This window comes from Agreia bicolorata (genome assembly GCF_000938265.1).
Lineage (GTDB): Bacteria > Actinomycetota > Actinomycetes > Actinomycetales > Microbacteriaceae > Agreia > Agreia bicolorata.
Genome location: NZ_JYFC01000003.1, coordinates 464,223 through 487,353, shown reverse-complemented (window position 1 = coordinate 487,353; position 23,131 = coordinate 464,223). Strand labels below are relative to the sequence as shown.

At 67.5% G+C, this 23,131-nt stretch carries 19 protein-coding genes; 4 read left to right on the top strand and 15 right to left on the bottom strand.

Going from position 1 to position 23,131, the window contains the following annotated elements:
* The first annotated feature begins 80 nt into the window (after positions 1 to 80).
* Genes TZ00_RS09160 through TZ00_RS09150 form a run of 3 tightly spaced genes read left to right on the top strand, consistent with a single transcriptional unit; the run spans position 81 to position 2,619 of the window.
* Complete coding sequence (locus TZ00_RS09160) at positions 81 to 617, top strand: low molecular weight protein-tyrosine-phosphatase (RefSeq protein ID WP_044441022.1); 537 nt, start codon at positions 81 to 83, stop codon at positions 615 to 617.
* A gap of 45 nt (positions 618 to 662) precedes the next feature.
* On the top strand, positions 663 to 2,045 hold the full coding sequence (purB, locus tag TZ00_RS09155; protein WP_044441020.1) for an adenylosuccinate lyase: 1,383 nt from the start codon (positions 663 to 665) through the stop codon (positions 2,043 to 2,045).
* A 37-nt stretch (positions 2,046 to 2,082) separates the two neighbouring features.
* Positions 2,083 to 2,619, top strand: a complete 537-nt coding sequence (locus tag TZ00_RS09150; protein ID WP_044441019.1) for a HEAT repeat domain-containing protein — start codon at positions 2,083 to 2,085, stop codon at positions 2,617 to 2,619.
* A gap of 25 nt (positions 2,620 to 2,644) precedes the next feature.
* Here TZ00_RS09150 and TZ00_RS09145 read toward each other — a convergent pair whose 3' ends face one another.
* Entirely contained in the window at positions 2,645 to 2,890 is a 246-nt protein-coding gene (locus TZ00_RS09145) for a membrane protein (protein ID WP_044441017.1), read from the bottom strand.
* On the bottom strand, positions 2,887 to 3,513 hold the full coding sequence (locus TZ00_RS09140; protein ID WP_238579633.1) for an HdeD family acid-resistance protein: 627 nt from the start codon (positions 3,511 to 3,513) through the stop codon (positions 2,887 to 2,889). Before TZ00_RS09140 ends, TZ00_RS09145 begins: the two co-directional genes overlap by 4 nt.
* Before the next feature lie 200 nt (positions 3,514 to 3,713).
* Here TZ00_RS09140 and TZ00_RS09135 point away from each other — a divergent pair, with 200 nt between their 5' ends.
* A complete protein-coding gene (locus TZ00_RS09135) occupies positions 3,714 to 4,922 on the top strand; it encodes an ice-binding family protein (RefSeq protein ID WP_044441012.1) in 1,209 nt (402 codons plus the stop codon).
* A gap of 39 nt (positions 4,923 to 4,961) precedes the next feature.
* Here TZ00_RS09135 and TZ00_RS09130 read toward each other — a convergent pair whose 3' ends face one another.
* The 13 genes from TZ00_RS09130 to TZ00_RS09070 all read right to left on the bottom strand — a co-directional run bounded on the left by TZ00_RS09130 (position 4,962) and on the right by TZ00_RS09070 (position 23,106).
* On the bottom strand, positions 4,962 to 5,675 hold the full coding sequence (locus TZ00_RS09130) for an AfsR/SARP family transcriptional regulator (protein WP_078714495.1): 714 nt from the start codon (positions 5,673 to 5,675) through the stop codon (positions 4,962 to 4,964).
* A 128-nt stretch (positions 5,676 to 5,803) separates the two neighbouring features.
* The gene (locus TZ00_RS20065; protein ID WP_052521428.1) at positions 5,804 to 6,817 is read right to left on the bottom strand and encodes a hypothetical protein; all 1,014 of its coding nucleotides are present in this window, start codon (positions 6,815 to 6,817) and stop codon (positions 5,804 to 5,806) included.
* A gap of 149 nt (positions 6,818 to 6,966) precedes the next feature.
* Complete coding sequence (locus TZ00_RS09120) at positions 6,967 to 7,440, bottom strand: LpqN/LpqT family lipoprotein (RefSeq protein WP_044441011.1); 474 nt, start codon at positions 7,438 to 7,440, stop codon at positions 6,967 to 6,969.
* Positions 7,441 to 7,532: 92 nt separating this feature from the next.
* Positions 7,533 to 7,799, bottom strand: coding sequence for a WXG100 family type VII secretion target (locus TZ00_RS09115; protein WP_044441009.1), 267 nt, complete (start codon positions 7,797 to 7,799; stop codon positions 7,533 to 7,535).
* Positions 7,800 to 7,939: 140 nt separating this feature from the next.
* Positions 7,940 to 12,397 (bottom strand): FtsK/SpoIIIE domain-containing protein, encoded by a 4,458-nt coding sequence (locus tag TZ00_RS09110; RefSeq protein ID WP_044441007.1) that lies wholly within the window; start codon positions 12,395 to 12,397, stop codon positions 7,940 to 7,942.
* A 3-nt stretch (positions 12,398 to 12,400) separates the two neighbouring features.
* Positions 12,401 to 13,183, bottom strand: a complete 783-nt coding sequence (locus TZ00_RS09105) for an FHA domain-containing protein (protein WP_044441439.1) — start codon at positions 13,181 to 13,183, stop codon at positions 12,401 to 12,403.
* Entirely contained in the window at positions 13,183 to 14,838 is a 1,656-nt protein-coding gene (locus TZ00_RS09100) for a serine/threonine-protein kinase (RefSeq protein ID WP_044441005.1), read from the bottom strand. The genes TZ00_RS09105 and TZ00_RS09100 overlap by 1 nt, the downstream gene beginning before the upstream one ends.
* Positions 14,835 to 16,256, bottom strand: a complete 1,422-nt coding sequence (locus tag TZ00_RS09095) for an FHA domain-containing protein (protein ID WP_044441003.1) — start codon at positions 16,254 to 16,256, stop codon at positions 14,835 to 14,837. The genes TZ00_RS09100 and TZ00_RS09095 overlap by 4 nt, the downstream gene beginning before the upstream one ends.
* Positions 16,253 to 17,077: a PP2C family protein-serine/threonine phosphatase gene (locus TZ00_RS09090; protein ID WP_052521427.1), complete on the bottom strand. Its 825-nt coding sequence runs from the start codon at positions 17,075 to 17,077 to the stop codon at positions 16,253 to 16,255. Before TZ00_RS09090 ends, TZ00_RS09095 begins: the two co-directional genes overlap by 4 nt.
* Complete coding sequence (locus TZ00_RS09085; RefSeq protein WP_161793754.1) at positions 17,074 to 18,465, bottom strand: RDD family protein; 1,392 nt, start codon at positions 18,463 to 18,465, stop codon at positions 17,074 to 17,076. Before TZ00_RS09085 ends, TZ00_RS09090 begins: the two co-directional genes overlap by 4 nt.
* Complete coding sequence (locus TZ00_RS09080; protein ID WP_044440999.1) at positions 18,462 to 20,819, bottom strand: transglutaminase TgpA family protein; 2,358 nt, start codon at positions 20,817 to 20,819, stop codon at positions 18,462 to 18,464. Before TZ00_RS09080 ends, TZ00_RS09085 begins: the two co-directional genes overlap by 4 nt.
* Entirely contained in the window at positions 20,819 to 22,135 is a 1,317-nt protein-coding gene (locus TZ00_RS09075; RefSeq protein ID WP_052521426.1) for a DUF58 domain-containing protein, read from the bottom strand. The genes TZ00_RS09080 and TZ00_RS09075 overlap by 1 nt, the downstream gene beginning before the upstream one ends.
* Positions 22,132 to 23,106, bottom strand: coding sequence for an AAA family ATPase (locus tag TZ00_RS09070; RefSeq protein ID WP_044440997.1), 975 nt, complete (start codon positions 23,104 to 23,106; stop codon positions 22,132 to 22,134). The genes TZ00_RS09075 and TZ00_RS09070 overlap by 4 nt, the downstream gene beginning before the upstream one ends.
* Positions 23,107 to 23,131: the final 25 nt, after the last annotated feature.

Sequence of the window (23,131 nt, the reverse complement as noted above, 5' to 3'; positions counted from 1 at the left end):
ACGGCTCAAGCCAGGATCGGGGGAGTGCTGGCGACGAGACGACTGATGTGGAGGAGAGGAAACTGCACCAAGATAGAGGCATGCCCCACGACGCGACCGAAATTCCCCCTGGGGTCTTTCGAGTCTGCATGGTCTGCACGGGCAACATCTGCCGCTCTCCCATGGCGGAGATCGTGCTGCGTGACCTCGTTCAGAAGGCCGGCCTCAGCCATCGCGTCTCAGTGAGCAGCGCCGGAACGGGCGACTGGCACGTGGGGGAGCAGGCCGACCCGCGCACGATCGACGCTCTCGCGGATCGCGGTTACGACGCATCCATGCACCGGGCCAAGCAGTTCGACTCGTCGTCGTTCGACGAACTCGACCTGATCATCGCGCTCGACCGAACGCACGAACGGGCGATTCGCTCCTGGGCGTCGAGCGACTCCGACAAATCGAAGATCAGGCTGCTCACGAGCTTCGACACCGATCCGAACCGCCAGCTCGACGTTCCAGACCCCTATTACGCCGACGCAGCGACCTTCGCCGCCGTACTCACCACCATCGAGCGGGCCTGCGCATCCTTGTTCGCCCAGCTCGAGCCGGCGTTCCGCGCGCCGCAGACACCCACCCACGCCTGACCGACGCGGCCGGACGGCCGCCCAGCACTGGAGTTACCCCGCACTATGAGCGCTCTTTCCCCCCAGCCCCTCAGCCCCCTCGACGGCCGCTACGCGTCCGCCGTCTCCGAGCTGGGCGAGTTCCTCTCGGAGGCGGGTCTCAACCGCGCCCGCATCCAGGTCGAGGTCGAATGGCTGATCTACCTCACCGATCACTCGCTCTTCGGCTCGACCCCGATCGACCTCGAGAAGCAACGCCAGCTGCGCCAGCTCGCCCCGAACTTCGGAGACGACGAGGTCGCAGAGCTCGGCGCCCTCGAATCCACCACGAAGCACGACGTGAAGGCGGTGGAGTACTACGTGCGCCGCAGGCTCAGCGAGCTCGGCCTCAACGACATCGCCGAGCTCACCCACTTCGCGGCCACGAGCGAAGACATCAACAACCTCAGCTATGCGCTCGTCATTCGGGATGCCGTGACTGAGGTCTGGTTGCCGGCGTTCCGGGCGGTCATCGACGAGCTGCGCACCCAGGCCGTGCAGTACCGCGACGACGCCATGCTCGCGCGCACCCACGGGCAGCCCGCCACGCCCACCACCATGGGCAAGGAGCTGGCGGTCACGGTCTACCGCCTCGAGCGCATCCGCAAGCAGGTGGAGGCGGCCGAGTACCTCGGCAAGTTCTCGGGAGCCACCGGCACCTTCGCCGCGCACCTCTCGGCCGAGGCCGACCTCGACTGGCAGGCGGTGTCGCGCGAGTTCGTGACCTCGCTGGGTCTCACGTGGAACCCGCTCACCACACAGATCGAGTCGCACGACTGGCAGGCCGAGCTCTACTCGCAGGTCGCGCACGGCAACCGCATTCTGCACAACCTCTGCACCGACGTGTGGACCTACATCTCGCTCGGCTACTTCACTCAGATCCCCGTGGTCGGCGCCACAGGCTCGTCGACGATGCCCCACAAGATCAACCCGATCAAGTTCGAGAACGCCGAGGCCAACCTCGAGCTCTCGTCGGCGCTCCTCGACTCGCTCGCCCAGACCCTCGTCACCAGCCGCCTGCAGCGCGACCTCACCGACTCCACAACACAGCGCAACGTGGGCGTCGCCCTCGGCCACTCGCTGCTCGCCCTGTCGAACATCACGTCGGGCCTCGGCCAGATCTCGCTCAACCGCGAGCTGCTCTCAGCCGACCTCGACACCAACTGGGAGGTGCTGGCGGAGGCCATCCAGACCGTTGTGCGCGCCGAGATCACGGCGGGTCGCTCGTCGATCACCGATCCCTACGCCCTGCTCAAAGAGCTCACACGCGGCAAGCGCATCGGAGCCGACGATCTCGCCACGTTCGTCGACGGCCTCGACATCGGCGGTGCGGCCAAGCAGCGGCTGCTCGCGCTCACCCCGCACACGTACGTCGGCATCTCGTCGGCTCTGGTGGAGCACATCCTCTAAGGCGCTCTCAGGCGCCTCACGGTAGCCTTGGTGTCTTATGGCACACGACAGCGAGACCCCGTCCCACCACACCGCGTCGCTCGAAGAGCGCATCCAGGCCGCCGTCGACAGTGAGGGCGAGACGTCCGTGGTGCTGCGCGCCAGGTCTCTGCTCGAGGGTGGCTACGAGGGCGAAGACTTCCTGCGCGTCGTCGGGGGTCCGCACGCCGACGGCATCCTGGCCGGCGCGCCGTCTCTCTACTGGCCAGAGCTATGGGGCGCCCGCGCGCTCAATTACGTGTGGTCGGATGCCGCTGCGCCGGCCGTCATCGCCGGCCTCGGCAACCAGGCATGGCGGGTACGAGAGATGTGTGCGAAGGTGGCGGCCCTGCGGTCGATCGCGGCCCCGGAAGCCCTCACGGCCCTCACCACGGACGATCACGCACGAGTGCGCTCCGCGGCGGCGAGAGCGCTGGCCGCAACCGGCGACGCCGCAACCCAAGACACCCTGGAAGCCCTCCTGCGTGACCCCGACAAAGACGTGCGCAGAACGGCCCAGCAGTCCCTCAAAACCCTGAAAGACGCCCTGAGCTAAAAGCAGCGCAGAGCGCAACGCGGCTCTAGTGCGCAGAAGGCGGAAGCTCGTCGTCGAGCTCCGTCTGCTCATCTTTGTTCGGCTTGAACGTCAGCACCAGCATCGCGATCACCACGAGTACGACGATGAACGCCACCCCGAAGAAGATCACCGCCAGCAGTGGATTACGCGTGGAGAGCAGCACGGTGAGCCCCACGAACAGGGCCATCACCGCCGACAGAACGATGAGTTCGACCGGCTTGAAGACGTCGCGCTTGGATGGCTGGGTCACGGGTTCTGCACCTCGAGAGTCACGGATTCCTTTGTTGTGGAGGCCCCGGCCTCGGTGCCCCAACGGAGCGACAGCCCCGCGATGACGAGGTAGATTCCGAGAACCGCTCCGTAGGCGCCGAAGAGGCCCACGGCCACCAGGTCTGTGAGCGGGAGGAGGAGGAAGACCAACGCCAGAATGCCCGTGAGGCCTCCCATGGCGATCCAGTCTTTGGCGGGCGCATCACCGCGCGAACGCAGACCGGTGACGAGTTCGAGAACGGCGGTGATCGCCGCCCAGACGCTCACGAGATAGAGCAGGAACCCGAGTCCGAAGCCCTGCAGCACGAGCGCGAGCACGCCCGCCACAACGCTTGTGACTGCCTGAGTGAGAAGAAGGGTGCGGCTCGTGCCCACGGGCACGGCACGCAGGGTCAGGATGCCGGTGAGCACGCCGGATGCGAGGGCGAAGGCACCGAAGACCAGTAGGCCGATGACGCTCGAATGGTTCGGGGTGAAGGTGACCACGAGGGCTACGACGATCGCCGGAATCGCCCGGGCGATAGGCACGCCCCAATAGGGCGACTGCGCCTCGAGGCGGGTGGGCTGGGTGGTCACCGCGCGGCCTGCTTTCGAGTTCGACAACCTCGCCAGTTTACCGTGCCGAATGCTGATGGTTCTCCGACGGCCCCGCGCACACTTTCCCTACACCTCATATCGTCTCTTGTCACTGGCCAACCGAAGAAAATCTTGGCTGTGGTCTACTCGAGATCGAGGACGGTGCGACATTTCGTCGCATTGAGGCGCTGTCGCCTCACTCGCGGAGGACCTTGGGGGTCTACCGAATGTCGAGAACGCAACTGCACCGTCGTATGTATTTCGTAGGAATCGTCGGGCTGGCACTGGGCTCGGCGATGGCATTGGGCCTATCGGGCGCCGCCCAGGCCGCGACCGTGCTCGACGGACCGATCAATCTCAGAACGGCCGCGGGCTACGCCGTGCTCGCAGGTTCGAAGGTGACGAACACCGGACCGACCGTGGTCACGGGTGATGTCGGCCTCTCCGAGGGAACCGAAATAACCGGCTTCACGGGTGCTCCGAACGGCTCCTTCGTTCTCGGCACGGGATCCGCTCGCACCGACCCCGATGTCGACCAGGCCAAGATCGACCTCAGCACCGCCTTCGACACAGCCGCGAGCCTGACTCCCCAGGCATCCGGCCTCTCGCAACTCGCCGGCAAAACTTTGAAGCCGGGCGTCTACTCCGGCGGAGCACTCGACCTGGCGTCGGGCAGCACGCTGACGCTCGACGGCGGCGCCGAATCGGTCTGGGTCTTCCAGGCGGCGAGCACCCTCGTCACCGGATCGGGCAGCAAAATCCTCCTCATCAACGGCGCGAGCATCTGCAACGTCTTCTGGCAGGTCGGATCGTCGGCCACCCTGGGAAGTGGTTCGACCTTCGTCGGCACGATCCTGGCGAAGGAATCCGTCAGTGTCGGCAACGCGGCAGTGATCCAGGGCAGACTGCTGGCCAGCGTCTCTGCGGTGACGCTCATCAACGACACCATCACGCGGCCCTCTGGATGCGTTGCCGGTTCAGGACCGGTCGAGACGACGACCCCCGAGATCACCTCAGGTTCACCAGACGACGCGACGGTCGGCACGCCCTACACTCACACGGTGACCGTCACGGGCACGCCGACTCCCACGGTCACCGTTACAGAGGGCGAACTTCCTGCCGGCCTCACCATCACCGACGGCGTGATCTCGGGAACCCCGACTACGCCGGGCACCACCACATTCACCGTCACCGCAAGCAACGGCGATGAGGGTGATGTCACGGCGACCTACACGATCGTCACGGCGGAGGCGCCCGTAGTGCCGATACCCCCGACGAGTGAAACCCCGGTGACCCCCGACCAGAATGTCGGGTCGGGCAAGGGCGGCTCACTCGCGGCTACAGGCTTCGCGCCCGGAGGCCTGATCGCCGGCGCAGGGGCGTTGCTCGCCACTGGCCTGCTCTTCGCAGTGCGCACCGCCCGCCGGCGCTCGTAGCGCGATCCCACTGATGGCGGCGCCGCTCATGCGACCGCCTCAGCGGCGAAGCGGCTCCACCAGCTGGGTGAGGAGCGACGTCGGCTCGAGTCCGAGTTCTTTTTGCAGAAGCGCCTTGTAGATGTCGAAGTCGCGCAGCGCCTCCGACTGATTGCCCTCTGCGAGGTGCACCTTGATGAGGCTCACAATCGCGCTCTGCCGCAACGGCTCGACGCGCATCGCGGCACGGGCCGCCCAGGCGGCAGCACGCAGATTTCCCTCGAGGATCAGCAGCTCCGCCTGCGCCTCGAGAGCGTGCAGTCGCAACTGACGCCAGTCCTCGACCTCGGAGAGAACCCACTCGTCGTACCAGTCGGGCAGGATGCGAGAGGCGAAGGCCTCGATCGCGCGCGTGCTGAGATCGTCGACCGTGGATGCCCGACCCGGCTGCAGCAGGCGCCTCGCCGATGCCTGCGCCACGTTGAGGTCGACGATCACGCCGGGAGCGAGGCCGAGTCCGGCCGGGGTCATGGTGATTGCCGGCTTGATCGCGTCTTCGAGACGAGTGAGGGCCGAGCGCAGACTGTCACTGGCACGCCGCTCGGTGACATCGGGCCACATCTCGCCGGAGATGGCGAGCCTTGCGCCCCGCGGTCTAAGGGCAAGAAAAGCGATAAGCCGTTTGGTTCCTACAGAGAGACCCAGGATCTCCTCTCCGTCGTTTCGGACCGTGAGCGGCCCGAGCACGTCGATCTCGATCATGTCGCCGCCCACCCCAAAATTCTCCGGGTCGGAACGACCGGAGAACTCGGGTTGTGCTGAGGCAACATGTGATGGGTTCGCTCCTAGAAACACATATTCCCATATGAGGGAGTGTGGAGCCAGGGGCGAACCCTGGGCGTTCAGCGCTTCACTGTGTGCCGGCGACGCGCGAGTGCTGCCAGTCCGAGCCCGAGGAGCAGAACCGATGCCCCACCGAGCAGCATGTTCTCGACGGGCATTCCGGTGTTGGCGAGTGTGCCGCCGGATCCGGGCCCGCTTCCCGACGGATTCCCGGGGGTCCCAGGGCCGCCTGGCGTTCCGGAGTCTCCGCCACCAGTGCCGCCACCGGTGCCGTCAGTTCCACCGGTGCCGTCAGTTCCACCGGTTCCGCCGGTTCCACCATCCGTCCCTCCGGTGCCGCCATCAGTTCCCTCACCATCGGCAACGATGTTCGTGGTGAACGTCACCTCGCAGGTCACGAAGGCCCCACCGGCCGTGCCAGAACCGACACACTGGTTGACCCTGGTGGGGATGATCGATGCTGTCGAATTTCCGTCGACCGTGCAGGTCACGCCGCCGCCACCGCCTACTCCCGAACCGTTGCACTGCACGACCGTCGCGGTCGATGGGTCAGTGCTCTCCAAAGAGGAGCAGTCGAGGAAGGTTCCGCCGCCGCCCGCCGAGCCCTGGCACTGGTTGACCGTAATGGATTGCGGCGTGGCCGCTCCGACGATGTTGTTGATGACATCCACCCGGCAGGTAACCGTGCCGCCTGTGCCATTGCCGGAGCCGTTGCACTGGGTGACGGACGAAACCAGATCGTTCGTGTTGAAGGTCTGAGGCGTCAGGCACGTAGGAGGTGCACCGGCAACGCCGTGGCACACGGTGACGACGGTCGAGCTGCTCTTCACGCCCGTGGCGACGTTCACGGTGTTGGTGACGACCACGCGGCACTCGACTGCCTGGTTCGTGTCGTTGTCTGTTCCGTTGCACTGCGAGATCGGCAGCGGCGCGGCTGATGCGCTGCTCGCTCCCAGAAGAGGCAAGCAGGCGACCGCTGCAACGGCCAGCAGGGCCGCTGCGATGAACAATCGGCGGCGTGCGGCCCCGAGGCCGAGAAAGTGTCGCGACTGAGCGCGCGCGTGTGTGGTCATGGTGACTCCCCTTATTACGAGAAGTCTCGCCTGAGGCCCATGACCAAACCGTGACCCTGCCGTGACGGTGCGACGACGCATCCGTGACTCGGGTATGACACCGGAGTGACCAGCGGCCGACCCCGGCGTGAGACCACAGTGGTGGGGGTTCAGGAGAGCGTAGCGCTCGCCTGGATCGCACGGATTTCGGGCCAGATCTCCATCGCCTGCGCAGCCGTCGCCGTGGCGGTCACCTGCACCAGGTCGAGGGCGGGCCCATTCGAGACGAGGGCGAGACGCACGGCCTGGATGAGCGTGCCCAGCCGCGCGTCGGGATAGCTGAACTCGATACGGAACCCGGCACGGCCGAGTACCTCAGGACGATCGCGGCCTAACTCGACGACCCCGTCTATCGAAGCGACCTTGTCGATCACAGACTGGATGGCCGTATCGAGGGTGTATCCCGACCCGAAGCGCGAGATCGCCACGACGACGTTGGGGCGGAACTCGCCCTGCTCGACTTCCTTGGCCGTGGCGAGAACTGCTGCCGTGGTCGACAGCACGTGCCAGTCGTCGGGCACGTCGAGAGACACGATCGGAAGAGCCGGGGCATCCGAGCTGGGGAAGGTGAGCGTGCGCGACATCGAGCCGTGGGCCTTTCATGAGGGGAGAAACACCACGGGCGGGCGTCGAATGATCGACGCCCGCCCGTTTCCGGAGTATCCGGATGGGAGTGCTACGCGTTCGAGGTGCTCTCCTGGTCGGCAGCGTTCTTCGCTGCCTTCTGCGAGGCGTCCTCGAGTGCGGCGATGACCTGCTTGAGGGCGGCGGTGTGGGTGCCGCTCCACTCGCTGCGGAAGTTCTCCGCGTCAGGACCGGTCCACTGAACGCTCTGCAGAGCGCTGGTGAGCGTCGTCAGGATCGTCTGGACCTGCTGCGACTGCTGGTTGAGCTGCTTTCCGAGGCTGCGAACCTGGTCAACGTCAAGACCCCATACGGCCATTGTTTTCTCCTTATTTTCCTGGCGACCCGGCGGTTCCGGTTTCGCTACATCCTGTGAGTCGATCTCACGTGTTCAGACTAGAGCGCCCCCCATAGGGGAGTCGATGGGGAGAACTCCCCATGCCCACTTCAGGCTGATCGTCACGCGTCGGGGAGCGCCACCTGCACCTTGGTGATGCGGCCCTGTTGCACCAGGAATCCGCGCCCCGGCGGCAGGTCTGCGCGACGGAAGCGGCCGAGCGAGGTGCCGAGCAGGGTGTCGCCATCCAGTTCGCCCGGAACGAGCAGCAGGCCCCGCTTGGCGCCCTTGAAGGAGCCGGCCAGAGTCCACGCGGCCGACCAGGTGGCCGTCTCGCTCTCGCCCACCACGAACACGTCGTCGCGCAGCGCCCGCTTGATCAGACGGTCGATGTCGTTCTCCGCCATGGTTCCCGTGAGGTCTCCGATGTTCTCCACGAAGATCGCGAGCGAGTCGGGCCGCAGGGTTCCGGCATCGAGCTGGCCCTGCAGGTCGTCGGCGAACGCCGTGATCTGGGTCGGGTCGGAGATCGACATCGACCAGAACGGCAGGGGCGTGAGCGACGTCTTGCGCGGCGAGATGTGCACGAGCCGGATGCCGGGCTGCGCCCGACGCAGCGCGGCGGCCATCGTCGCGAGCGCCGTGGAACGGCCGCTCTGGCCGGAGCCCGACACCATGAACGCTCCGCGCGGCGCGATGCCGAGCGGGGCCAGGTTGTCGTCGCGAACGGCGATCACCGGCAGGCCGCCCGCGGTGGCGGGCAGGGTCGACAGGCCGATCGAGTCCGACAGCTTCTGGATGGGCGGCGCCTCGGGAATGCCCTGGCGGCGCATGGCCTCGGCCAGCTTGGCCACCTCGCGCGACTGGATGGCCACGTTGGGGTCGGCGCCGAGCACGGCGATCTGGATCTCGTTTCCGCCCATCAAGCCGCGACCGGGAGGCGAGATCGCCGTGAGGGTGTCTTTGGGAACGCCGACCAACTGATAATCGTCTTCGCTGGCCATGCGCAGCACCAGCCGGCGTTGCACCGTCGATCCAAGCGACGCGGGCACCGAGTTGGGGCGGTCGCCCGATATCACGATGTGCACGCCCACCTGGCGTCCGTCGCTGGCGATCTGCGCGAACGTCGTGAACCACGCGGAGTGCCCGCCGAACTCGTACTGCTCGCGGAACGCTCCGATTCCGTCGACCAACACGATGATGCGCGGCTCCTCGGGCGCCCCGGCGATGCGCCGGTACTCGCCGATGCTTCCGGCTCGAACCGCGGAATACCGGGCCGAGCGGTCGTCGACCGTGTCGCGCAGCATCCTCAGCAGGCGGATCACGCGCTCCTCGTCGTCACCGTCGATGATCGCGCCCACGTGGGGCAGCTCCTCGAGCATGCTGAGGCCGCTCGATCCGAAGTCGAGCCCGTAGACGTGCACGGGGCCACCTCGCGGCGTCACGGCCGCGGCGACCGCGATCGTGCGCAGGGTCGCGCTCTTGCCCGATCCACCCGTTCCGTACACGGCCATGTTGCCGTCGCGGTCGGGCTCGTAGAACACGGTCGGCTGGATCTGGTTCTCGGGCTCGTCGATCACGCCGAGCAGCAGTCGCTCATCGGTGCGCGGGTTCGGAAGCAGCGAGAAGTCGTAGACGGCGGCGAGCTCATCGAGCCACGGCTTGCGCGGGTCGGGGATGTCGGCCCTGCGGGCCGCCGTGCGAATGGATGCGACGAGCCTGGCGATGTCGTTCGGCCCGGGGTCGACTGCCTCAACGACCTCGACCTCCGGCACCTCCCACTCGGCGCCGGCACCGAAGTTCATCTCGGTGATGTCGATGCGCGGGCGGGGCGGCTCGTTCGTGGTCCACCCTCCGGCGTACCCGGTCTGGAACGACGCGAGCCGGCCAGGGCCGGTCTTCGCAGCCCCGCGACCGGGGATCGACTGGTCGAAGTACGCGGCCATGGGGGTTCCGAGAATGTCGGACGAGTCCTCTGCGTCGGCCATACGCAGCGCGATGCGGAGATTGGTGTTGGCGCGCAGGTTGTCTTTGATGACACCGGCGGGGCGCTGCGTGGCGAGAATCAGGTGCAGCCCCAGCGAGCGACCGCGCTGGGCCACGTCGACGACGCCGTCGACGAACTCGGGCACCTCCTGCACGAGAGCGGCGAACTCGTCGACCACGATCAGCAGGCTGGGCGGCGTCTCGGGGTCGCCCGTCTTCTCGAGCGAGACCAGGTCTTTCGCCTTCTTGCGGTTGAGCAGGTGCTCGCGGTAGCGCAGCTCTGCGCGCAGCGAGGTGAGCGCGCGGCGCACGAGGTGCGGCGACAGGTCGGTGACCAGGCCCACGGTGTGCGGCAGCGCCACGCAGTCGGCGAAGGCCGCGCCGCCCTTGTAGTCGATGAACAGAAAAGTCGCGCGGTCGGGGGAGTGCGCCGCGGCCATGCCCAGCACCCACGACTGCAGGAACTCGCTCTTTCCGGCTCCGGTCGTTCCGCCGACGAGGGCGTGCGGGCCCTGGTTGCGGATGTCGAGATAGAACGGCTCGGTTCCGCTGTGGCCCACGAGGGCCCGAAGGGAGCCCTCCTTCTTGCGGCGCACCGGCGGCGATCCGTCGCGCAGGGCGATCGAGTTGCTCTCACGCCAGCGCTCGACCACGGCGTCGGGCTGCTCCGCGAGCTCGGGACCCACCAGCGACAGGTACGACACCGAGCGGGGCAGGTCGGACTCGTCGTCGATCGGCGAGCCCACGTCGACGACGGGGGCGAGATGCCGCGCGTAGCGGTGCGCCGCCTCGAGCTCCACGGTCTCGCACACCACCGGGTAGGTGTGCTCGCCCAGCCGAACCTGGCCGACGGTGCCGCCGGCGACATCCGAATCGACGCTCACGAAGCTGCGGCAGGCGGCCGGCAGGTGGGCGATGGATGGCGCGGACCACACGATGTGCACGTTGGCGTCGGCCCCCCGCTCGGCGAGGCGGTTGAGCCGGCCTCGATCGACGGGCACGTCGTCTTCGACGATCACGATGACGGCCGGCGTGATGGGCAGCGGAACGTCCGACTCATCGTCTTTCTTCGGCCGCAGATCGGGGCTCTCGAGCGCGCCGCGAGCGCTCGGGGCTCCCGTCGTGCGCTGGGCGACCAGCTCTTCGAGTCGCGACAGCAGGGCGAGGCCGGAGCCGGGGTTGTCGGCGAGGTGATCGCCCGCAAGCGGGCTGTGCGGTGAACCGGTGTGCGGCATCCATTCGAGCCATTCCCAACTCTCGCGCGACGCGGGCGAGACGAGGGCAGTGACCACGAGCTCGGCGGGGGAGTGCAGCGCGGTGAGCTGTGCGACGACGCCGCGGGTGACTCCCCGGCGCAGCTCGAGGCTGCCGGCGACACCGAGGGCGCCCGACTCGCGCAGATCGGCCACGATCGGCACGTTGTCGATGAGCGAGAACTTCTCGGCCACCTCTTCGAGCTGCCCCCAGTACTCGGGCAGAGTGTCGTTGGCCTGGGGCAGAGTCACGCTGTCTCTGCTGTGCGCCGTTCCGAGGCCGAGGCGCACGGCGAGGAAGGCTCCATGCTCGGGTCGATGAGTCCAGAGCAGGTGGCCGAGCCGATGGGCCGACTCGAGGCTGTCGCCCACCGAGGGCGCCTCTCCCAGACGAACCGCGCGCTGCAGCCGCTGGCGCTCGTGCAGCTTGTCGACGAAAGCCGTGAGCGACAGGGTGAACTGCTTGATCGCATCCTTCATCTGACGCCGCGACGTGAGCTTGTGATCGATGTACGTACCGATCATCAGCAGCGGACTCAGGGCGATGAAGACGACGCTCAGGATGTTGCGGGTGAACGCGTAGAGAACGACACCCATGATGAGCGGCGCGATCAGGGCGACGATCGGAAAGCGCTGCGGCTGCGGGCGGCCCGGAGGCTCGGGGGCCGGGTACTTGTCACCGGGGTACCGGGCCACCACCCGTGGAGAGCGATTGAACTCGATCACCGGGGTAGAGGGAGCCGCGCCGCCGAGGCGCTGCAGGGGAACAACGCAGATCGCCGTGTCTCCCAGCACCACCACGTCGGCCGAGCTGAGGGTCGTGCGCGCGACCTGCTCGCCGCCCATGAGCAGACCATTCGCCGAGTTCATGTCGGTGATCTCGACCGTCTCGCCCACGTTGATGCGGGCGTGCCGTTTGGAGATGAGCGAGTCGGTGAGTCGCACATCCACCTCGCGCTCACGACCGATGTAGCTGGTGCCGAAGGGCAGCGCGAACTCGGCACCGGCATCCGGGCCCGAAAGCACTCGCAGCGTCGCGGCGGCCGCGCCCCGATCAGAACCCGGCGTATTGAAGTCGTCGCTGTGCTGGCGGATCTCGATGGTCGAGCCCGAGCGCACTCCCGAATCGAGGAGGTTCGACTGCGGGTCGAGCACCCGGGTCTGACCTGAGGTCTCGGTGACCTGCAGCGTCAGCCGGGGCGGTGCGACCTGGACGTCGTTGTTGGGATCGGCCGTGTAGAGGGCCTCGGCCACGTTCGAGACCGACGTGGTCGCATCCGCCGTGACGGCGACGTTCGTGGCGGTTCCGCCGCCGCGGGACAGCGTGAGTTTGATGTGCATGGACTAGCGCGCATCCTTCGATGGTGTCGCGGCAGGAGCCTGGGGAGTGTCGGCCGTGTCGTCGTCGAGCGCGGGAAGATCTGCCGGGGTCACCAGGCGCGAGAGCACGGCGTACTCGACCAGCCGAGCGCGACGATTGGTGGCGAGCGCGCCCACGCCTCCGCGCAGGCCATCGACGCCCTGACGACTCAGCTTGTCGCAGACGTTGTCGAGCTTGCGATTGAAGCGACTGAGCACCCAGCCGAGTCGCTCGGCCGCCGCGGCCGACGACGGGATCTCGCTGGTGCCAGTTCCCTCGCGCTTGAGCATCGGTTCGGAGAGAGCGAGGATCAGCAGCCACTGCGAGCGAGTGAAGGTGACCGCTCCGACCGTCGTCGTTCCGTCGCTCGACGACACGGGCTTCGAATCGACGAACGCGGGCGTCGAGGTGTGCACCACGAACTCGTAGGTCGTCGGGCCGGCGGTGAACACCACCGAGGTCAGACCGAAGACCACGGGCAACCGCGCGCCCGGCGCGAGCCAGGCCTGCATCGAACCCGTCGCATCCGAGATCGACGCTGACAGCCGCGAGCCGACGTTGATAAGCCACCAGAGCCCGTCGATGTACGCGATCTGCAGAAAGCGGCGGTGCAGATACTGGTTGTCGTCGATATCGAGGTCGGCGTCGCGACCGATGTCGAAGGGCTTGCTCTTGTCGAGCGTGAACCATTCGCCGCAGTACTCGACACTGGCATCGGTCGTGGTGGTCTCGCTGGTGCTCGATTCCGTTCTACTGACGTCGGTCATCAGGGTGCGCATCCCGTCGTTGGTTCAGAGGCGCGCCCGTCTTTGCGACGCACACTCACTTCGATACAGGTCTTCTGTCCCTCGGTCGGAACGACCGTCACCGTCGCATCGGTGGTCGACGCGAGGGTGGGCTCGGTTCCGGGAACGAGCAGTCCCCACTGGTAGACGTCGCCCGCCTCGGGCTCCGGGTTCGACCAGGTGAAGACGATGCCACCCTCGCCGGGGGCTCCCACGACGTCGACAGGTGGGGCCACCGTGCCGCCGGGAATCACGTCGATCGGGTCGACAGGGTCTTCGGTCTTGACCGCGGCCGGGCTTCCGCCTGCAGCGTTGATCGCGAAGATCGTGCCGCCCACGGCGAGCAGCACGACCAACGAGATCGCGCCGACAAGAATGGGCACTTTCTTCGAACGGCTGCTCTGCGACGCCTCGGTGTGCTGCGTCGGCTGAGGAGTGCGATGCTGCGTCTGTTCGATCGGCGGCGCCGTCAGGCCGAAGGCCGCGGGGGCGGAGGCCGGTACATATGGTGCGGCGGGAATCTGGCCCCGGCGTTGGGTCGCCTCCACGGCATCCGGAACCGGCGCGCGATTCGGCTGGTTGAACGTCACGGGTGGGATGCCCACGGGCGGCACGGGCGGCAGCGTCGATGCGGGCGTCGCGGATGGCACGGGCCGACGGTTCGCCGTTCCCGCGACCGGCGCGGTGGGGTCGATCGTGACGATGCCCCGGATGCGCGTGTTGCCGTCGTCTTCCTCTTCTTCGGCGGCCGACGGAAGAGAGTCGTCGAGAACGTCAGCGGGTGTGACCGAGAGGCTGAGCTCGAGCTGCACTTTCTGCAGCGCCCGGGCGAACTCGAGCGCTGAGCCGAAGCGGTCTTCTTCGCGCTTGGCCATGGAGGTGGCGAGGATCTGCTCGAGCGAATCGGGAACGTCGGCCCGACCCGTGCGAGACAGGGGCGACTGCTGGATGCGCGTGATCAGGTCGAGGCCGCTGTTGCTTCCGCCCACAACCTCGAAGGGGCTCCGCCCGGCGAGAAGCGTGTACACCGTGGCACCGAGTGCGTAGATGTCGCCACCGGGGCCACTCGAGGAGTTCTGCCCGAAGACCTCCGGAGGCGACCAGGGGATCGACATGCCCACCGCCTCGTCGTCGCCACCGCCGACCATCGTCACCGAGATTCCGAAGTCGGTGAGGGCGGGTCGGTTGTATTCCGTGGTGAGAATATTGGCCGGCTTGATGTCGCGGTGCAGAATTCCGGCGCGGTGGGCTGTTTCCACAGCGCCGGCCACCTGGATGCCGATGCGCAGCGCTTCGGCCACGCTGATCTTCTCGCGGCGATAGCGCGCGGCCAGATTCGGCCTGGAGCAGTACTCCATGACCAGATAGGGGCGGCCGTCTGCGGCGATGTCCGCCTGGTAGATGGTGACGATCGAGGGGTGCGTCGAGAGCTGCGCCATGAGATTCGCCTCAGCATCGAAGTTCTCGCGCGCACCCGCGGTGAGGGCTTCGCTCAGCAGAACCTTGATGGCCACGCGGCGCCGCGGCATCCGCTGCTCGTAGAGGAAGACGTCGGCGAAGCCTCCGGAGCCGAGCAGCTGCTCGTGTGTGAACCCGGCAATCTCGGGTGGCGGCGAAGGAGGCCGGCGCGCGTTCACGGCAGATCCTCGAAGAGCAGGGTGACGCCGTCGCCGATGTCGACGATGTCGCCATTCAGAACAAGCACGGCCTCGCCCGGAGACAGGCGCAGGGGCGGGGTTCCAGCTCGGTGGAGCACCGAGCCGTTGGTGGTGTCGAGGTCGACCACGAGAACATGGCGACCCTCGACGCGCACCTCCAGATGGCTGCGTGACACGTCTTGCTCGGGGCTCGGAACGGTGACGAGGTGGGGCAGCACGTCGCCCTGCACTCGCTGGGCGCGCGGGCGGCGGCCCACGATCACGGGGCGGTCGAGCGAGATCACCTCTCCGGTGGCGAGCACGATGCGACCGGGCCCGCCCGCCGTTGCAGACTCGTCGGCTGACTCGAGGCGACGCATCGCCTCAAGCTCGGAGACCGTCACGGTGAGGCCGTCGTGATCGCTCTCGCTCGCCGCCTGAGCCGATGGAGCGGAAGGAGTGGATTGTTCATTCCAGTTGGTGGCAGCCGCTCCGACGCCGGCGAATCCCGGTACCCGGTCGATAAGGCCGGTAGGCGGCGGTGCCGTCCATTCCTTGGAGGAAGGTTTTGGCGATACCGGGGGAGTGAACGACGGGGCGGCAGGAGGGGTGGGAGGCGAAGCGGGAACCGCCGAGATAGGGGCTGCCGACGCGCTCTCCTCCTCGGAGGACTCGTCGTCATCGAGTCGAACCGCAGCTTCCTCGACCGACTTCACAACCGTCGCACCCCAGAGGTGATCGTATGCGTCGTCAGGAAGCTCGGTGACGGTGGGGCCGAAGTCCTCCGCCTCGATCGGCTCGACGTCATCGACGGTGTCGTCGGGATCGTCGGGATCGTCGGCGACGGGCTCGGGCTCGGGCTCGGGCTCAGGCTCAACGGCGGGAGCCGCATCCGGAACGATCGTCTCGGCGGGCAGCTGAGGCACCGGCGCCGCATCCACAGCCACGACCGGCGCGGGCGACCCCACCCGATCGTCCATGCGGAACGAGACCGCGCGACACAGCACGATTCCGCTGCGAATGGCGAACCAGTCCGACGAGTCGGCGCCATCGCTGCTTACGACGAACCCCTCGGCGCGAGCGACGACGCGCTCATTCCAGGTGGTTACCTCGTCGCCCGCCACGGTCACAGGGTCGGATGCGCCAGGCTCCGACACCTCGATACGGAACGCCCCGCGCACGGCGACGCGCAATTCGGGGCCCGACGCCACAGCGACCGCGAACGGCGGGATCGCCTTGAGATTCGTGCCGAATTCGGCCGTGAGCGCCTCGAGGACACCGCTGAGGCCGTGGCCGTCGTCGAGGGTTCGCCAGATGCGGTCGAGCAGCTCACCATCGAGGGTCGTGGGGAACAGGGCTACGGCTCCGGGCGCGACGACTCCACGCCACTGCCCGGGCTGGTAGTTGAGTCGGGTCATCGCACGGCTCCTTCGGTCGGGGCGGATCCGCGGGGGATCGTGTCGTCAGGCAGGGCCGGTTCAGATGCTGTCGGGGCAAGCGACGCGTCGACCACGACCGCCGTGAGGTTGTCGTGGCCTCCCCGGGCCATGCCCTCACGCACCAGCCTGTCGGCCGCCACCTGAGGATCTTTTTCACTCGAGAGTATTCGGGCGATCGACTCCGTGTCGATTTCACCCGAGATTCCGTCGGAGCACATGAACATACGATCGCCGGGTTCTACGGGAACGAGCCAGAAGTCAGGGCGGTAGTCACCACCGGCCCCGAGAGCGCGGGTGATCACGTTGCGAGCGGGATGCACCAGAGCCTCGGCCTCATCGATGCCTCCACCGTCGAGCAGCTCTTGAACGACGGAGTGGTCGATGCTGATCTGCTCGAGCACGCCCGAGTTGAGTCTGTACGTTCGCGAGTCGCCGAGGTTGAAGATCAGCCACACCGCCGTTCCCTCGCTGTCGACGATCGCCACTCCCGACACCGTTGTTCCGGCGCGACGACGACCACTCGTGCTCAGCTCGGCGATCGAGCGGTATGCGCGGTCGAAGGCTGCACGAACATCGGTGGGGTCGACCGTCGGTCGCCCTGTCAGCCCGTCGAAGGACTCGACGACGATCGCGCTGGCCCGCTCGCCCGCCTCGTGCCCGCCCATGCCGTCTGCCACCAGAAAGACCGGCGACGAGGCCAGGTAGGCATCCTCATTGGTGGCCCGCTTGAGACCGCGGTGCGTCGCCGCGCCCGAACGAAGCACAACGGTGGAGACGCCGATCGCGGGCGGCGGACTCACGGCGCCACCGTGAGAGTGAAGACACGCGTTCCGATGCGCACCCGGTCGCCGCTGCGCAGAGTCATGCGCTGCCCCGGCGTGATCGGCGACTCCACGCCATCGGCCCGAACGATGGCTGAGCCGTTGGTCGAGCGCCTGTCAGTCACCCAGATGCTGCCGGCCTGAACCTCGAATTCGAGGTGGGTCTTCGAGATCGAACGGGTGTCGCCGGCAACCTGAACCAGCTGGTCGCCGGGTGCACCGTAGGGCGATACAGGGTCACGCCCGAGAACTCCATGACCCGCGATCACATAGCTCTCGCCCGTGTCGAACAGCAGAGTCACGGTTCCGGTCGGCAGAGCCTGCTTGGGCACGGAATTGCTGAGCTTGGTGCCGTCGAGGTCTTCGCCACCGAACGGGGGAAGCGGATCGAAGCTCGGAATCGCCTCGATCGGCCCGGCAGGGGCAGCGGGCGCGACGGGCTCAACGGGCACAGAGGGTGCCGCAGGCGCACCGGATGCCGACGCGAACGGATACGACGGAACGTCGGGATTCGCGGGCACGGCGAACGCAGGAACCGGGGGAGCCGGGGGAGCCGGGGGAGCGGGAGGTGCAGCAACCGGCGCCTGAGGCACGGGCATGGGCGCCGGCGGGGCGGACGCCGCCGGTGCCGCCGCGGGTCGCCGCGACTTCTCAACCGCGGGAACGTCGTCGATGATCTCGCCCGCATTCTTCGCGAGCGGGTTCGGGCCTTTCGTTACATCGATGACCCAGGTGCCCGACAGGCGGTCATGCCAGCCGCGCAGGCGCTTCGTTGAATCCCACAGCGGCGACAGGTAGACGAGCAACGGACCGATGCCGATCACGATGTTGGAGGCTCCGACGATCACGCCGCGCAGCAGCATCCGGCCGAGGCCCGGCCGAACCAACGCCTCGACCTTGACGATGCGCAGGCCCATGATGCGCTTGCCGAGCGAGAAGCCGGTGAAAGCCTGCAGCACCAGCATCGCCAGTGGATAGAGGCCGCTTGCGAGTGTGATCAAGGCCGAGGGCAGTCCGGCCAGCTCGAACGTGCTGCCGGGAGCGACCGAGGCGGCCACGATCCACAGAATGGGCAGCGCGATGATCGACGTGAGCACCCCGCCGAACGCGCCATCGATGAGAAAAGCCACGACGCGGCGGCCATAGTTGGCGGGCACGATCGTGCTCAACAGGATGGGCGCGTTCACCGGTGTGGGCTGCCACGCGGCCTGCACAGGCACCTCGGGGCCTCCGAACGCCGCGGCCTGGCTGCGGGTCGAGGTCGGAGTTCCGCACGCGAGGCAAAACTGCGAGCTGCGCGGAACGGGCGATCCGCAGCGCACACACGGCATCGTCTGCCCGGGGCCCTGCTGAACGGTATTCGTCACGATGCCCTCCTTCGTCTGCGTCGACTCTCCAGGCGCCTGCCGATATACGAGCGCAATGACACCCTCGCGCGCAGGCGTTTCCACCATCCGCGCGAATCGTGCATTCCCCTGACGATATCGTTCACCTCGCTCCAGAAGGCGTCAACCTCCTCGGGCGAGGGCTCACCCGGACCGAAGACTCCGTGATCCGCGCGCACCGCGACCGCACCCACGGGCAGGTCGGGCCAGGCCTCGGCGATCACCGCGGCGTCGGCTCGACGTGTCACGCCCCGACCCACAGCGGTGCCGAGGTCGTCAGCGCGATCGACGATCTCGTCCCATCCACCGCTCAGCCTGTCGGCCGGCCGATCTGCCGTCTGGCGCGCCTTGCGGCGCCGTGCCTTCAACGCGCCGATCACCACAACAGGCGTCATCAGCACGATGATCAATGCCAGCAGGCTTCCGGATGCGATCAGCACGGTCACGAGGATCGGGTTCGCCGCTTGATCATCGTCTTGATCGGTGTCGTCGGTGCGGAGGTCCGGCGGAAGGTCGGCCGGTTCCTGCGGCGGGGGCGGCGGCTGAAGAACCTGGGCCTTGGGGTCGGACTTCGGTTTCGGGGCCTCTTCTTGAGGAACCTGGTCTTTGGGGGGCGTCGGATCGAAAGCGACCCAGCCGGCGTCATCGAAGGCGACCTCGACCCAGGCGTGCAGCTGGTCACCCGTGATCTGCTGCTCGGCGCTCGCCCCGGCGTACTTGTCGGGATAGAAGCCCATCACCACGCGCGCGGGCATGCCCGCCGAGCGCGCCATCAGGGCCATGGCAACCGCATACTGCTCGTCGTCGCCGATCATCTGGTCTGCGCTCAGCAGTGCAGAGATGCGTTCCGCTCCGTGGCCGGCCCGCGACGTGGCTTCGCCCTCCAGTCCGTGGCTGAAGAAGCCCTCCTGGCTCAGCGAGGTCGCCAGATTGCGCACCTGAGTGAGCGGTCGATCGGCGTCGCCGATGTAGGTGGTCGCAAGCGAAGGCACCTCCTCGGGAACGCCCGTCGCCTTCGGCATCGACAGAGACTGCAGGCCGTGGCTCTCGAGCTGCTCCTCGGTGAGCACCTTCGGAATCACGACGTCCATCGAGTAGCTGTCGCCCTTGGCCAGACCCAGCGTCGAGATGGCGACTCCAGTTGTGCGGTTGTAGTGCAGCGAGTTTGCGAGCTCGTCGGCCCGGTCGCCCGTGAAATGGAACGAATCCAGGTAGCCGGCGTCGGGGATCCACACACCGGTCAGATCGCCGATGGTCACGTCGAGGGTCGCCTTGTCGCCCTTCACGTCGTTCGGAATGTCGCCGCTCACCCGCGTGAACGTGCCGGAACCGGCCGTTCCGTCGCCCGCCACGTTGTAGACCACGCCGTCGTAGGCATCCAGCGTCGCGAGCCGCACGCGGGCGCCGTCGGGAAGGCCTTTGACGGTGAAGAGCACGTCGTCTTTCTCGTCGCGCACATACTTGCGAAAGCCCACGAGAGGGCTGGGATAGTCGTGAAGGTCGAGGGGTGGCACGATCGCGTCGCGCAGCACCTCGCGGGCGCTGACGGGGGCGAGAAGTCCGCCGGTCGTGAGTCCCACTCCCAGGGCGACGACGAGCAGCCCGGCGCCGAGCGCGAACCGCGTGCGGGCGAGGCCCGCATCCGGAGCCTGCGTCCCAGCGGAACTGTCGAGTGTGGTCGCAGCGATGCGGCGGGCGCGGTCCTGGCTGCGGCGCCAGGCCCACCATGCGAGGGCGATGCCGGCGAAGACGAGACCCTGCACGATCGGCGCGGCCGCATCCCTCGTGCCGAAGGCGATGGCCACCACGAAGAGCACACCGGCCGGCAGCAGCGCCCACGCCGCGCGGCGCAGGCGCAGCGCGAAGCTGAAGGCCAGAACGGATGCGACGAGCGTGGCGAGGTAGGGAACAATCAGCACCGAGGCGAAGGCGCCCACCGGAGTCTCGAGGGTCAGTACGTCTTTCCACGAGAAGACCACGCCGAGAACGAGCGCCCGGATCGTCTCGAGGCTGGGGACGACACCGAAGAGCGTCGTCGTGGGCACGGCGAGCGGACCGCCGAAGACCATGTAGACCAGCAGAGTCGCGGCCGAAAGCATCAGGATGTTGGCGCGCAGCCGGGCGCCGAGAAGAGCGATCGCGAGGCCCAGCGCCAGGGCGCCAAAGCCGGCGACGAGGTAACCGGTTCCGCCGAACGCGGGGCCGAACCCGACGATGGAGACCATGAGAAGCGCCGCGATGGCGGCACAATCGAGCACGGTGTCGAGGGCGGAGCGTCGGCCGATCGTCTGGGCGGCGCGACCTCGGCGAGTGGAGGCCGGTGGCTGTGCGGTCATCAGTTGTTCACCCGTCTGAGTGCAGCCGGCAGCTGGCCGAGATCGCCGATCGTGAGCAGGGTCATGTCGCCGATCTGCCTTCTCATCGGCTCGGTTCCGGGCTGGCAGCTCACTCCCACGACGCGCACGCCGAGGGGAAGGTGCACCGAGGCGGCCTGAAGCTGGGTGGGGGTGACCGGGCCGCCGAACAGCAGAACCGCCACCGATGCATCCGGAACAGTCTGACCCGCCACCTTCGACAGGTGCACGATGGTCTCGCGCTTCTCTTGCTCTTCGATCGCCGAGAGGTCGTCAAGCAGACGTCGGCCCGTCTCGGAGTGCAGGGTGGCACCCTGCACCATGACGGTCACGTCACGCTCTTCCATCAGCGCCTGGATGCCTAAGGACCCGCACGCAGACACGGCCAGCTCGAACTCGTCGTCGCTCGCGTAGTCGGCCGTGTTGGTGGAGAGGGCGAGAGCGAGGTGGGAGCGACGCGTCTCCTCGAATTGGCGCACCATCAAGGTGCCCGTGCGTGCCGTCGTCTTCCAGTGGATGTAGCGGCGGTCGTCGCCCGGCACGTACTCGCGCAGGGCGTGGAACGACACGTCGTTGTTCGACAGATCTCGGCTGGCGAGGCCCTCGAGATCTTTGATGAAACCGGATGCCGAACCCTCGAGGCGCACGGTTCTGGGATGCACGAAGAGGTCGACGGCGTCGGTCCAGCGCAGCTCGCGGCGCATCAGTCCGAGAGGGTCGCCGCGCACCGAGCGCACCGGTCCGACGCTGATGACCTGGCGGCGGTTGGTGGGGATTCCGAAGAGATCGTCGTGCTCCTGACCGGGTGCCAGGCGGGGGAGAGGGAAGCCGGCGAGCGAGGCGCCGACGGGAAGTTCGATGCGTGCGGGCAGGAGGATGCGCTGCGAGGTGTTCGACACGGTGATGCGGCCTACTGCGCGTTCTCCCACGACAACGCGCTCGCTGGCCAGATCGAGGCGCACGGCGTAGGCCGAGCGGCCCACGGCGAAGCCGATGGCGATCAGGATTGCCGCCAGTCCGACGCAGCCGACAACCAGAAACTCGCGCCAACCGAATTCGAGCCCCACGAACAGAAAGACGAGAGAGAACGCGAGAACGGCCCAGCCGAAGCCCGAGACCGTCGTGAGCACGGGCCCGATGATGCGCCAGGCTGCACGCGCTCCGGCGACCGCGCGTGGCCATCCGGTGCCCGCGGCCCAGCGTGCGGGCGCGCTCGTGCGCACCGCGCCCGATGCGCTCGCCAGCCGGGGGCCGATCGACGCCATCGGGGAGGCCTTCTTCTCCCCGGTCACGGTCATGCGGCGGGTTGCCTCGCCTGCGGTGCGGCCACGTCGCTGAGCACGCGCGCGAGAACCTTCTCGGCCGTCGTTCCCTGGAACTCTGCCTCGGGGTCGAGCACAAAACGATGCGTCCAGACGGGGCCGGCGAGCTCGCGGATGTCGTCGGGCAGCACGAAGTGTCGTCCCTGGGCCGCGGCCCATACCTTGGCCGCGCGAACGAGGGCCATGGCGCCACGGACCGAGACGCCGACGCGGCTCTCAGGCGCATTGCGCGTCTCCTCGGCCAGCTGCGCGGTGTAGCGCAGAATGGCGCTGTCGACGTGCACGGTCGCCGCGAGGTCGGCCATGTCGGCGACGGCCGAGGTCGTAATCACGGGGCTGAGCGCCGACGAAGGGTTGCGGTTGGCGGAGCCGGCCAGGATCTTCTCTACGCTGGCCAGGTCCGGGTAGCCGATCGATGTCTTGATGAGAAAGCGGTCGAGCTGAGCTTCGGGCAGCTTGTACGTTCCGGCCTGCTCGATGGGGTTCTGCGTGGCGATCACGAGGAACGGGCGGCCCACTTCGTGCACCTGGCCGTCGACGGTCACCCGCGACTCCTCCATGACCTCGAGAAGTGCCGACTGTGTCTTCGGGCTGGCGCGGTTGATCTCGTCGGCCAGCACGATGCTTGCGAAGACAGGTCCGCGGTGAAACTCGAACGCGCCCGTCTTCTGGTCGTAGATGGTGACACCCGTCACGTCGGAGGGCAGCAGGTCGGGCGTGAACTGGATGCGCTGATGCGTTCCCTGCACGGTCGCCGCGATCGCCTTCGCCAGTGAGGTCTTGCCCGTTCCCGGGGCGTCCTCCAGCAGCACGTGTCCCTCGGCGATCATCGCCATGATCGAGAGCCTCACCACGTGGGACTTGCCGAGTACGGCGATTCCCACGTTCGCGACGAGGCGATCGAAAGTGCCGGCGAACCAGGTCGCCTGCTCCGGTGTCATTGTCATTGCGCGTTTCTCTTTCTGAGTGTCA